General features: G+C 42.5%; 9 protein-coding genes. 6 read left to right on the forward strand and 3 right to left on the reverse strand.

Going from position 1 to position 12,823, the window contains the following annotated elements; translation table 11 throughout:
• Positions 1-76: 76 nt before the first annotated feature.
• Together MTX11_RS03235 and MTX11_RS03240 are read right to left on the reverse strand one after the other, a co-directional pair.
• On the reverse strand, positions 77-1,789 hold the full coding sequence (locus MTX11_RS03235; RefSeq protein WP_243474341.1) for an electron transfer flavoprotein-ubiquinone oxidoreductase: 1,713 nt from the start codon (positions 1,787-1,789) through the stop codon (positions 77-79).
• 225 nt (positions 1,790-2,014) lie between these two features.
• Entirely contained in the window at positions 2,015-2,851 is an 837-nt protein-coding gene (locus tag MTX11_RS03240) for an IclR family transcriptional regulator (protein ID WP_004280319.1), read from the reverse strand.
• A 503-nt stretch (positions 2,852-3,354) separates the two neighbouring features.
• Here MTX11_RS03240 and MTX11_RS03245 point away from each other — a divergent pair.
• From MTX11_RS03245 to MTX11_RS03270, 6 genes are all read left to right on the forward strand, one after another.
• The gene (locus tag MTX11_RS03245) at positions 3,355-4,509 is read left to right on the forward strand and encodes an acyl-CoA dehydrogenase family protein (RefSeq protein ID WP_004730987.1); all 1,155 of its coding nucleotides are present in this window, start codon (positions 3,355-3,357) and stop codon (positions 4,507-4,509) included.
• 31 nt (positions 4,510-4,540) lie between these two features.
• Complete coding sequence (locus MTX11_RS03250; protein WP_004646973.1) at positions 4,541-5,740, forward strand: acyl-CoA dehydrogenase; 1,200 nt, start codon at positions 4,541-4,543, stop codon at positions 5,738-5,740.
• A gap of 254 nt (positions 5,741-5,994) precedes the next feature.
• Positions 5,995-7,275, forward strand: a complete 1,281-nt coding sequence (locus MTX11_RS03255; RefSeq protein WP_004646972.1) for an MFS transporter — start codon at positions 5,995-5,997, stop codon at positions 7,273-7,275.
• Positions 7,276-7,315: 40 nt separating this feature from the next.
• Complete coding sequence (locus MTX11_RS03260) at positions 7,316-7,987, forward strand: 3-oxoacid CoA-transferase subunit A (protein WP_004646971.1); 672 nt, start codon at positions 7,316-7,318, stop codon at positions 7,985-7,987.
• On the forward strand, positions 7,987-8,646 hold the full coding sequence (locus MTX11_RS03265) for a 3-oxoacid CoA-transferase subunit B (RefSeq protein WP_004646970.1): 660 nt from the start codon (positions 7,987-7,989) through the stop codon (positions 8,644-8,646). Before MTX11_RS03260 ends, MTX11_RS03265 begins: the two co-directional genes overlap by 1 nt.
• 206 nt (positions 8,647-8,852) lie before the next feature.
• Entirely contained in the window at positions 8,853-11,432 is a 2,580-nt protein-coding gene (locus MTX11_RS03270) for a bifunctional diguanylate cyclase/phosphodiesterase (RefSeq protein WP_243474342.1), read from the forward strand.
• Between the two features lie 175 nt (positions 11,433-11,607).
• On the opposite strand, the gene MTX11_RS03275 is transcribed toward MTX11_RS03270, so the two are convergent.
• Positions 11,608-12,807: an MFS transporter gene (locus tag MTX11_RS03275; protein WP_224215830.1), complete on the reverse strand. Its 1,200-nt coding sequence runs from the start codon at positions 12,805-12,807 to the stop codon at positions 11,608-11,610.
• Between the last annotated feature and the right edge of the window lie 16 nt (positions 12,808-12,823).

Below are 12,823 nucleotides of genomic sequence, written 5' to 3' on the forward strand. Positions count from 1 at the left end.
GTTAATACTAACTGCTTCAAGATTGGGTATGTGAATGTGAGAAATAAATGTATTTTTCTCCTTCACAGGAATTACCTTACATATTCGGGTAATTCGGACCACCACCACCTTCCGGTGTCACCCAGGTGATGTTCTGTGACGGATCCTTGATGTCACAGGTCTTGCAGTGCACACAGTTGGCTGCATTGATCTGGAAACGCTTGGAACCGTCATTATTTTCCATGATTTCATAGACACCCGCCGGGCAGTAACGCTGTGCAGGCTCATCCCATGTCGGCAGGTTGACTTCCACCGGAATTGAAGCATCGGTGAGTTTCAAATGTGCTGGCTGGTTTTCTTCATGGACCGTGTTCGATACAAACACCGAAGACAAACGGTCAAAAGTCAGCTTGCCATCTGGTTTTGGATAGGTCGGCTTGAAACTTTCAGCTGCCTGGGTTTTTAACGCAGCATGATCTTGAACCAGATCGTGCAGGGTGAACGGCACTTTAAACACGTTCTGGTCGATAAAGTTAAAGGCACCCCCGATCCATTGACCGAACTTGTGCATTGCCGGACCAAAGTTACGCGAGTTATAGAGTTCTTCTTTTAGCCAGCTGTTGTTAAACTTGTCGGTATATGCGGTGAGTTCTTTCACAAAGAAATCTTCACCCTCTACAACACGTGCCACCGCCAGATCACCGCCTTTTTCTACACCGGCAGCAATCGCTTCAAATACCGCTTCACCGCAGAGCATGCCGGATTTCATCGCCGTATGTGAGCCTTTGATCTTGGCAAAGTTCAGGAAGCCGGCATCATCCCCAATCAACGAGCCACCCGGGAAGGTGAATTTTGGTAGTGAGTTAAAACCACCTTTGGTCACAGCACGGGCACCATAAGAAATACGCTTACCGCCTTCCAGATACTGCTTGATCAGCGGATGGGTTTTCCAGCGCTGCATTTCCATGAATGGATACATATGCGGGTTGGTGTAAGACAGATCCACGATCATGCCCAAGGTCACCTGGTTGTTATCGGCATGGTACAACCACCAGCCACCTGAAGAACCGGTTTCAGAAAGTGGCCAACCGGCACCATGCATCACCAGACCCGGTTTGTGCTTGGCAGGATCGATTTCCCACAACTCTTTAATGCCGATACCGTAGTGTTGCGGATCAGCGTCCTTGTCCAGGTTGAACTTCTGGATTAAACGCTTACCTAAGTGACCGCGGCAACCTTCAGCAAATAACGTGTATTTGGCATGCAGTTCATAACCCGGGGTAAAGTTATGCGTCGGTTCGCCATCTTTACCAATGCCCATGTCACCGGTCTGGATGCCTTTGACTGTGCCATCGGCATGATACAGAATTTCCGAGGCTGCAAAGCCTGGGAAGATCGACACTTCCAGTTCTTCGGCTTTCTGGCCTAACCAGCGCACCACGTTGCCGAGCGAGATGACATAGTTGCCATCGTTATGCATGGTTTTAGGTACCATCCAGTGTGGTGCTTCCTGTGATTTTTCATCTGACAGCAGGAAGAAGGTTTTATCTTCAGTCACTGGGACATTTAGCGGGGCACCCTGTTCTTTCCAGTCCGGGAACAGCTCGTTCATGGCACGCGGTTCAAGTACCGCACCAGACAGAATATGTGCACCGACTTCGGAGCCTTTTTCTACGACACAAACGGACAAATCGTTTAAGTTGTTTTCAATTGCAAGTTGACGGATTTTGATCGCAGCAGAAAGACCCGCAGGGCCTGCGCCTACGATGACGACGTCAAACTCCATCGATTCTCTTGTTATATCTTCCATAATATAAAATCCAATTTCGCTATACGATATTTATAGCATTATCTAAATCGGTTATGAAGCTTATTTTTGATCTTTTTATTTGGAATAGGAATTTATCTTTTTTAAATCTTATCTATTTCGCAGCATTAAAAAGGTTTGCTGAGAATTCTGGATAAAGGAAGAAGATGTGTAGATTGGGTATTCAATAAAAAGAGCGACTTAATGTCGCTCTGATAATTAATTTTTTTATATGTTATTGAGATTCATTGCAATATTATTCACCATGTGAATCAGACGCGGTCCAATTTCATTTTCCAGTTTTTCCTGATTTAACAGATAACTTGGGGCACCACAGTTAAACGTTAATATCCCATGTTTGGGGTGAACCAACGGAACTGCCACGGAATTCACATCTTTTGCCCAGTCACCTAAAGACAGACAATAGCCATAATCCTGATAATCACGGATTGCACGTTCCAGATTACGCTTGATGGTTGGCCATTGATCTTCGTTTCTTTTCTTGATCGCGTCAAATAAATATTCGCGTTCCTTTACATCCATCGCTGCCAGACAGGCACGTCCCATGGCACTACTATGAATCGGTAAAGTCGAACCGACAGGGCGGCGCATAGTCAGTGTCGATTCTGTATGTACTACTTCCAGATAAATCATGCTGAGACGGTCACGGGTAGCCATTGCCACAGGGGCTTGGGAATAGCGTGACATTTCTTCCATAAATGGATAGGCCTGAGTACGTGCAGAAATATTACTCAAAGCTGCATAGCCTAAAGCCAATACCCCAACATCCAGTAGATATTTCGTGGTATTCGGCAGTTGTTTTAAATAACCTAAAGAAACCAGAGTGCTGGTAATACGCGCTACAGTCGGCTTAGGCAAGTTGGTTAATTGTGCAATTTCCTGATTGCCAAGTAATTGATTGGTCGCTGAAAAGCAACGCAAGATTTCCAATCCACGCGCAATAGACGCAATAAATTGAGGATTATTTTCTCTATGAATATGTGAAATCGGATCTAAACGGATTTCATCAAAGTTGGGAATTTCACCAGTTTTATTTTTTGTCATGGTCAGGGCAATTAAAGTTAAATTAATGAATATGATAGCAACATAATTTCACGATACAAAATAAAACACTTCTATAAAAGATAAAATATAGGAAAAAGTGCCGAAATTATTTGTGGTCGAAAAGAATCCTGTTACCCAAGTTTAAAGACGATAAAAAAATCATCTAGTTTTTTAGGTTTAATACGTAGCCAACACATTTAAAAAGTTTCGATTTCTCCGAAAGAGTCAGTGATCGATAAGTATTACAGCAAGAAAAAAGGTTTAATCATCTATTGAAAATACTGATAAATAAAACAATCATTCATCAAAATATTTCGTATCGTGAAATTAAATATTAAACACAAATCAACTGGAATACCAGAAAAATTTCATTTTTTAGTTAAAACATAAAATTTTTAATAATTTCACTTGCTCAAAATGATTTTTTATGATTATTTATTTCGTAATACGAAACAAAAATAAAGGTAAAGGAATTTACCTAAATTATATCCATGGAGATTCATATGATTCGTGATCCGGAAATGCTAGACCAACTTCTGTCAACGATTCGCGATTTTGTAAAAAATGAACTGGTGCCTCTTGAGCATGAAGTAGAAGAGAACAACGCCATTCCTGAACATATTGTGGAACAGATGAAAGAATTGGGCTTGTTTGGCCTGACGATTCCTGAAGAATATGGCGGTTTAGGCATTACCATGGAAGAAGAAATTCTGGTGGCGATGGAATTAGGTCATACATCAGCTGCATTCCGCTCTTTAATTGGTACTAACAACGGCATTGGCTCAAGTGGCATCATTATCGACGGTACAGAAGAACAAAAACAGAAATATTTACCGCGTTATGCAACGGGCGAAATTATTGGTTCATTCTGTTTGACCGAACCGGATTCCGGCTCAGACGCTGCTGCTTTAAAAACCAGTGCAGTCAAAGACGGCGATTATTATATTTTAAACGGAACTAAACGCTTTATCACCAATGCACCACGTGCCACGACATTTACCGTGATGGCACGTACCAATCAAGAGATTAAAGGTGCGAGCGGTATTTCAGCATTTCTAGTCGAAGCAGGCACACTTGGTTTAAGCCTAGGTAAAATTGATAAGAAAATGGGCCAACATGGTTCCTATACCTGTGATGTAATTTTTGATAACTGTAAAGTGCATAAAGATCAGCTGATTGGTGGTGTAGAAGGGATTGGCTTCAAAACAGCAATGCGCGTTCTAGATAAGGGCCGTCTGCACATTGCCGGTTATAGCGTCGGCATGGCAGAGCGTATGCTGGAAGATGCACTTAACTATGCAGTGGAACGCAAACAGTTTGGTCAGCCCATTGCGAATTTCCAGCTGATCCAAGGTATGTTGGCAGACTCCAAAGCCGAGATTTATGCAGCCAAATGTATGGTGCTGGATGCTGCGCGTCTACGTGATGCTGGCCAAAATGTTACGACTGAAGCCTCTTGTGCCAAAATGTTTGCAACTGAAATGTGTGGTCGAGTTGCTGATCGCTGTTTGCAGATTCATGGTGGAGCGGGTTATATCAGTGAATATTCAATTGAACGTTTCTACCGTGATGTGCGTCTGTTCCGTTTATATGAAGGAACCACACAAATCCAGCAAATTATTATTGCGCGTGAAATGATTAAACAAGCAACCGCCTAATCTCATAATTTTAAAATAAGGAAATATTAAAATGACGACAAAAATTAGATTTGATTGGCAAGACCCGTTTTTAATAGAACAGCAACTGACATCAGAAGAGCGCATGATTCGCGATGCAGCGGCAGCGTACTGTCAAGACAAACTGATGCCGCGTGTACTGGAACAGTTCCGTCATGAAAAAACCGATCCGGCTATTTTCCGTGAAATGGGAGAACTGGGTTTACTCGGTCCAACCATTCCGGAACAGTACGGCGGTGCAGGTTTAAATTATGTCAGTTATGGTCTGATTGCTCGTGAAGTTGAACGTGTCGATTCAGGTTACCGTTCAATGGCCAGCGTACAAAGCTCTCTGGTGATGGTACCCATTAATGAATTTGGTTCTGAAGAGCAAAAGCAGAAGTATTTACCAAAATTAGCAACCGGTGAATATATTGGTTGCTTCGGCTTGACCGAGCCGGATCATGGTTCGGATCCGGGCAGCATGATTAGCCGTGCTAAAAAAGTCGAGGGTGGTTACCGTTTAACTGGCGCAAAAATGTGGATTACCAATAGTCCGATTGCCGATGTATTTGTAGTTTGGGCCAAAGAAGTTTCTGCCGAAGGTAATATCGGTGACATTCGTGGCTTTATTTTAGAAAAAGGCTGGGAAGGGCTTTCTGCTCCAACGATTCACGGCAAGGTGGGTCTACGTGCCTCAATCACCGGTGAAATTGTAATGGATAACGTCTTTGTTCCAGAAGAAAATGCATTTCCGGAAGTTCGCGGTTTAAAAGGGCCTTTTACCTGCTTGAATAGTGCACGTTACGGGATTGCCTGGGGTGCCATGGGAGCTGCAGAGTTCTGCTGGCATACCGCACATCAATACACCATGGACCGTAAACAGTTTGGTCGACCACTCGCTGCGAATCAGCTGATCCAGAAGAAACTGGCAGATATGCAAACTGAAATTGCACTCGGTTTGCAGGTGGCTTTACGTTTTGGCCGCATGAAGGATGAAGGCATTGCTTCAGTTGAAGGTACATCACTGATCAAGCGCAACAACTGCGGCAAGGCACTGGATATTGCCCGTTTGGCCCGTGACATGATGGGTGGAAATGGCATTAGCGATGAATTCGGTGTAGCCCGTCATCTGGTTAATCTGGAAGTGGTAAATACCTATGAAGGTACCCATGATGTACATGCCCTGATTTTAGGTCGTGCACAAACCGGAATTGCAGCCTTTTGCAACTAAACCTGACATCAACTTCTAGCCAGCATTGCTGGCTAGATTGTTTTACGGGTTTAAGAATTGTGCTTAATCACATCATTCAATGTATTGCTACGTGATTTCTGCAGAGAAAATTTATCAAGAACTTTGAAAATCATTTTATACCACCTTGCTAAAGCGTGGTAATGATCAGCGAATATTCTATATTTCACCTAAATAATTAAGTGAAATATGCGTTTTAAAAAGGCACAGGAGTGCCGAAAAGTAGAAAGAGCATTATGGATACGATCAGTTCACAACAACACCCAGTGGAAGGTGGAAACGAACCCAAGCAAAGAGTCTGGATTCTGGCCTTTATTTTCTCATTTTTGGCATTATTGGTTGATGGTGCTGATATTGCGTTATTAGCCTACAGTCTGACCAGTCTGAAACAAGAGTTTTCATTAAGTAATATGCAGGCCGGTGCCTTAGGGAGCTGGACGCTTGCAGGCATGGCTATCGGCGGTTTTTTTGGTGGCTGGGCTTGTGACCGTTTTGGCCGGGTTCGTGTGATCGTCATTGCCATTGCATTATTTTCTTCATTAACCTTCTGGTTAGGATTCGTAGAAAGTTATGATCAGTTCAAATGGCTGCGCTTTACGTCTGCGATTGGACTAGGTGCTCTATATATTGCCTGTAACACACTCATGGCAGAGTATGTACCCACCAAATATCGCTCTACAGTATTGGCAACGCTTATGACTGGCTGGACTTTAGGCTCGGTGGTCGCAACTGTTCTGGCTGGATGGCTATTGCCTGAATTTGGCTGGCGATACCTCTATTATATTGCCATTATTCCAATTGTACTGGCCTTCGCGATGTACTTCTTGGTGCCTGAGCCGAAAGCCTGGTTAGATGCGCGTAAAGCACGCCTGGATGCAAAAGCCAGTGGTATTCTGCAGGAAAAACCAAAAAATACTTTTAAAATGATTTTTGAAGATGCACTTAGCCGTCGCATGTTTATCCTCTGGTCCTTCAGTACCGCATTTTTACAGTTTGGATATTATGGAGTCAGCAACTGGCTACCGGCGTATTTAGAGACTGATCTGGGAATCAAGTTTAAAGAAATGACCATGTATATGATCGGGACTTTCCTGATCATGATGTGTACCAAAGTTATTGCTGGTTTTATCGCTGACCGGATTGGCCGTCGTGCGGTATTTGCTTTCGGCACTATGGGTACTGCAATTTTTATCCCTGTGATTGTCTTTGGTAATACGCCGGATAATATCCTCTGGCTGATGTTATTTTTCGGTTTTCTCTATGGTATTCCATACGGTATTAATGCGACTTATATGACAGAAAGCTTCTCCACCAAAGTGCGTGGAACAGCAGTGGGTGGGGCATATAACGTTGGCCGACTGGGTGCGGTGTTTGCACCTCTTACCATTGGCTATTTTGCTCAAGGAGGCTCAATTGGTACCGGCTTACTGATTATGGGCATTGCCTATTTTCTTTGCGGCCTGATACCCGCTTTCTTTATTAAAGACCGCTTATTTGATCCACAAAAGGCAGATTAATCTGCAATTGCAATATAGATAGAACATGCTAGGAAGCAATATGATGAATAAAATCACACAGGATATCGAGACAGTACTCAAGCAAATTCCTGATGGTGCACACATTATGACCAGTGGTTTTGGCCTGGCAGGTCAGCCGGTAGAATTAATCGAAGCATTAATTGATCTTGGTCCTAGAGACTTAACCATTATTAACAACAATGCTGCTTCTGGAGATCGTGGTCTAACCAATCTGCTGTTGTCTGGACTGGTTAAAAAAATGATCTGTTCATTTCCACGGGCCAATAACTCAACCGTCTTTGAAGATCTGTATAAAGCCGGAAAAGTTGAGCTGGAACTGGTGCCACAAGGCAATCTGGCCTGCCGTATTCAGGCAGCCGGTGCAGGCTTAGGAGCTGTTTTTACTCCAACCGGTTTTGGTACCAAAATAGCTGAGGGTAAAGAAACCCGTAATATCAATGGAAAAGATTATGTGCTGGAATATCCGATACATGCTGATTATGCCTTGGTTTATGCCAATCAGGCAGATCAGTGGGGCAACTTGACCTACCGTAAGGCAGCACGGAATTTTGGTCCGATCATGGCCAAAGCAGCAAAAACCACCATTGCACAAGTCCATCAAGTTGTGGAACTGGGAGAACTTGATCCAGAGATCATTGTAACGCCAGGAATTTTTGTACAGCATGTGGTCAAGGTTGGAGATATTAAATAATGAATATTCAAAAACGTAGTCGTGAACAGATTGTAGCTAAAGTTGCACAAGACATTCCAACCGGCTCTTTTGTAAATTTGGGTATTGGTTTACCGACACGCGTAGCAGGTTATTTAAAACCTGAACAAGGAGTAATTCTACACTCGGAAAATGGCGTTTTAGGTTTTGCTGCATTGAGTGATCCTGAACAGGCAGATGATGATCTGATTAACGCCGGCAAAGAACTCGTAAGCATGTTGCAAGGTGGCAGTTTTATGAATTCTGCCGACTCTTTCGATATCATGCGAGGCGGGCATCTGGATATCTGTATCATGGGGGCTTTTCAGGTCGCTATTAATGGTGATCTGGCGAACTGGCATACCGGTAATGCTGATGCTGTACCTGCTGTAGGCGGTGCGATGGATCTGGCAGTGGGTGCTCGCTGTGTCTATGTTTGCATGGAACATGTGACCAAAAACGGTGAGGCAAAAATTGTTGAAGAACTGACTTATCCTCTAACAGGTAAACATTGTGTCAACCGTATTTATACCGATCTCTGTGTGATTGAATTAAAAGACAACCAGGCTCAGGTTATTGAAATAGTGGATGGCTTAAGTTTTGAAGAATTGCAACGGCAGACTGGCTGTAAATTAGTGGACAGTCGTCAACAAGCAGCCTAAAAATAAGTCCGTAATATTCTGATTGAGTAAAAGTATAGTTTTAGATCACAGCTTCGGCTGTGATTTTTAAATTTTAGAATTATTATCAAATACACGTAATATTGACCATATTTCCGTATTTTAAAGATATAAATACAAACTTTTGCTAATGATTATTTTAATAATAAGTCTAAAATGTTAACAAGCTAAGGAAGGTGATAGTCTGAATGAATAATAATTGTGATGATCAAGAAATTTTTCATATTTTTAATCTGATTGGTCGCCATACTGAACTTAAGCCTATCCTCGATGTCATTAGCCAGTGGCTTGAATCGCGCATTCCAGATGCGCTTGTCACCATTATGCTCTATAAAGATGACACCCAAACTTTAAATGTTATAAGTGGCAAACAGCACTTTTCAAAAGAGTACTGTAATGCTATTCAAGATTTGAAAATTGGGCCAAATCAAGGATCGTGTGGCGTAGCTGCTTTCTTACGTCAGTTGGTCATTAGTCCGAATTTAATGAAAGACCCAAACTGGCAGTCTTACCGTGCTTTGGTAAATGCAGAAAAATTGTCTAGCTGCTGGTCTATGCCGATTATTAATGCTTCAGATATTTTGTACGGAACGTTTGCCACTTATTATCGAACACCGAAAATACCGACTGAACATCATATTCAGCTTTTACAGCAAGCGGCAAAATTAGTTGCTCTCGCAATTGAGCTTGATCAGGAACGTCAAAAAAGACATGAGCTTAATGAAAAATACAGCTCATTTTATACCTATCATCCAGATATTATTTTTGAACTTGACCTACAGGGACATGTGCTTAATACCAATATTGCTTGCGAAGAAATTACAGGTTTTTCTAAAGCGCAAATTCATGGTCAGCACTATTGTGCCTTCATACCGCCCGAATTCCATGAACTTGCTAACGTTTCATTTTCAGAAGCGGCGCAAGGTAAATCTCAACATTATGAACTTCCAATTTATAATGTTGCAGGCGATATCTTATGGCTGGATCTGACCAATTTACCGATTATTCAAAATCAGAAAGTCACCGGTATTATTGGCATTGCCCGAGATATTACTGTATCGCGTGAAAACAAGGAGTCTCTACGATTATTAAAACGGGGGGTAGAGGCCAGTCCGAATAGTCTTTTTATTACCGATGTCTCTGAAGAAAGGCTAATGGTGTATGTAAATCCGGCTTTTCTAAAGCTCACCGGTTATACAGCAGCAGAAGTATTAGGACAAAGCTGTTTTTTCTTACAGGGTCCAGATACTGATCCGGATCAGATTGCATTACTCAAGCAAGCGGTCAAAGAACAAAAAGAAATTCAGGTGACTATAAAAAGTTACTGTAAAGATGGTAGCTGGTTCTGGAATCGTTTAACTATAGGTCCTATTTTTGACCAGACAGGAACCTGCACCCATTTTTTGGGGATTCAGGAAGATATTACCCAGCAACTTATTCACGAAGAATATATTCAGCATCAGCATACCCATGACCATTTAACCGGTTTACCGAACCAGTATGCATTCAAACAGATTCTGGAAAATATTTTTGAAGCACAGCACGAGAGCTCACAACCTTTAGTCTTGCTGTATATAGATCTGGATGATTTTAAAAATATCAATGACAGCTTAGGTCATCTGGTGGGTGACCAGATTCTCAAAATTGTAGGCGAGCGGCTGCAAAAATTTGTTCAAGGCAATAATGTGCTATGCCGCTTCGCTGAAGATGAATTTATTTTGCTGCTCTCAGGGACAGATGAGCACAATGAGGTCGAGGCGATCGCCGGAGAAATTCTTGATCTTCTTTCCATGCTGTTTATTGTTGATCAGTACAAAATACATTTAAGTGCCAGTATTGGTATTGTGGCAGATGACAGTTCGATCCATCATTCTTCTGAATTGATCTACCAGTCTGTTTTGGCGATGCAGGAAGCCAAAAGACAAGGTCGTAATATGTGGCAGTGGTATGAAAAAACCAGAATGCAGCCTGTCGCAGAAATAGACTATACCAATCTGCGTCTGGAACTCATGGAAGCGATCAATCAAGAAAATTTTGACCTGTTCTATCAGCCGCTGGTTCATCCTGAAACTGGACTGGTAACAGGTGTAGAAGCTTTAATCCGTTGGTGCCATCCACAGCAGGGTTATATTTCCCCAGCGATTTTTATTCCACTTGCAGAAAGAACCGGGCAAATTATTAGTGTAGGTCAATGGGTATTGGAAAAGGCCTGTTTAGATATTGCCGAGTGGAACAAGACACACAATAGCCAGATCACGGTATCGGTGAATATTTCTCCTTTGCAATTCCGTAGAGCAGGCTTTTTGCAGGTGCTTGAACATGCACTTGAACTCAGTCAATTACCACCGGAATTACTTAAAATTGAAATTACGGAAGGTGTCATCATTAATGGGGCAGATCGAACCATAGAAATTTTGAAAGCAGTGCGTGCTTTAGGTGTACAGGTTGCCATTGATGACTTTGGTACAGGTTATTCGAGTCTCAGTTATCTGCGTCGCTTGCCGATCAATCAAATCAAGTTAGACCGTAGTTTTATTGAAGAGTTGACCCTCGATGGTCAGGATGCTGCGATTGTGCAATCCATTATTCATCTGGCCCATCAGCTGGATTTGGAAGTTGTCGCGGAAGGGGTCGAAACCTTAAGTCAGGCCAGCTTGCTCTATCAACAGGGTTGTGATCTGCTACAAGGCTTCTTTTATGCAAAACCTGCACCTTTAACTGAATTAAAGCCTGTTTATCTCGCAATGGAAAATAGTAAATTGAATTAACTCTAAAAAATTAAGATATCAATAATTTCGACCGCTTTTCAGATAGAAAGGAGACGTTAAACAGACTTCAAGAATTTTTCTATTTTATGAGCGTATTATCTTTAGAATTTGCACTTGGTATAGAAAGCGGGATAAAAAATAAGCTTTTTAATCCCTCAAAGGTTTTTGACAGTATCTAAGGCTCAGGCTGAATATTGGCTAAATTTCTTTCTTGGTTTAAATCATAATAGTTAATCACAAAGATCAACACGGCAAAAATAAAACCTAAAATGACACAGGCAGACCAGCCATAGCTTTTCCATAAATGCAGCGATAAAAATGCCCCCAGACCGGCACCTGAAAAATAACAGGTCATATAGATGGCATTAATCCGCGAGCGAGCCTGCATTGAAATTCGATAGACCAGATTCTGGTTCAAGACATGCAAACAGGAAATTCCGAAATAAGCCAGAATTAAGCCCAGGATATAAATCCATAAATAATTCTGGGCAAAGAATAAGGGAATCCAGGCTAGAATCAGTCCGCATGTGGCTAGGTGCGCAATCCATTTTTCCCGATGCCTACCAATCATTTTACCGGTCCACTGAGAGGACCAGATGCCGACCACCCCCACAATACCCATGAGACCAATCTGGAAATCATTAAAATGATACGGTGCTTCAGCTAGAATGAACGTCATGGTAGTAAAGATAATACTCAGCATGCCAAAGCCCAAACCTCCGATCATACTACGCCGGATCAGCATGGGTTCTGTTCGGGCAAAGGTAAATAGTGAGCGATAAATTTGCAATATATTCATCTGCAACTGGCTCTTGGCGCTCGGCAACTGGAACCACATGGCCAGACTTAGCAGAAGAATTGCACAACCACTAAATAGGTATACCGCATGCCAGGACCATAAAGTAGAAATCAGTCCGGCCACGGTACGGGCAAACAGAATACCAACCAGAACACCACTCATGAGCAGGCCAACGACTTCGGCACTTTTATCACGTTGCGACAGGCTGGCGGCAAAAGGAATCAGAATCTGGGTGGTAATCGAACAAAAAGAGGCGAGCAGGGTAAAGCCATACAACATATGCAGATTGGTACTGGCTGAAAGCCCAATAAGCGCCAGTCCGGTACACAACATCAAACTACAGATATACAGCCGTTTTTCAAACAAATCACCCAGAGGGACAAACAAAAATAATCCGGTGGCATAGCCAATCTGGGTCAGTACTACAGTCCAGCCAGACTGAGCCACACTGATTTGCAGATCCTCTGCAATAGAATAAATCAGGGGCTGGTTAAAATAGTTACAACCTGCGCAGAGTGCGCAGGTCATTGCCATCATGAACATGAAACGGCGTGAAATTTGCCCTTGGGCTGACATCCTTGTCTCCTGAGGC

The organism is Acinetobacter lwoffii (assembly GCF_022809915.1).
Classification (GTDB): Bacteria; Pseudomonadota; Gammaproteobacteria; order Pseudomonadales; family Moraxellaceae; genus Acinetobacter; species Acinetobacter lwoffii_M.

Coding starts and splice junctions, on each gene's coding strand:
- MTX11_RS03235 (WP_243474341.1), bottom strand. CDS start 1,789: ATGGAAGATATAACAAGAGAATCGATGGAGTTTGACGTCGTCATCGTA.
- MTX11_RS03240 (WP_004280319.1), bottom strand. CDS start 2,851: ATGACAAAAAATAAAACTGGTGAAATTCCCAACTTTGATGAAATCCGT.
- MTX11_RS03245 (WP_004730987.1), top strand. CDS start 3,355: ATGATTCGTGATCCGGAAATGCTAGACCAACTTCTGTCAACGATTCGC.
- MTX11_RS03250 (WP_004646973.1), top strand. CDS start 4,541: ATGACGACAAAAATTAGATTTGATTGGCAAGACCCGTTTTTAATAGAA.
- MTX11_RS03255 (WP_004646972.1), top strand. CDS start 5,995: ATGGATACGATCAGTTCACAACAACACCCAGTGGAAGGTGGAAACGAA.
- MTX11_RS03260 (WP_004646971.1), top strand. CDS start 7,316: ATGATGAATAAAATCACACAGGATATCGAGACAGTACTCAAGCAAATT.
- MTX11_RS03265 (WP_004646970.1), top strand. CDS start 7,987: ATGAATATTCAAAAACGTAGTCGTGAACAGATTGTAGCTAAAGTTGCA.
- MTX11_RS03270 (WP_243474342.1), top strand. CDS start 8,853: ATGAATAATAATTGTGATGATCAAGAAATTTTTCATATTTTTAATCTG.
- MTX11_RS03275 (WP_224215830.1), bottom strand. CDS start 12,807: ATGTCAGCCCAAGGGCAAATTTCACGCCGTTTCATGTTCATGATGGCA.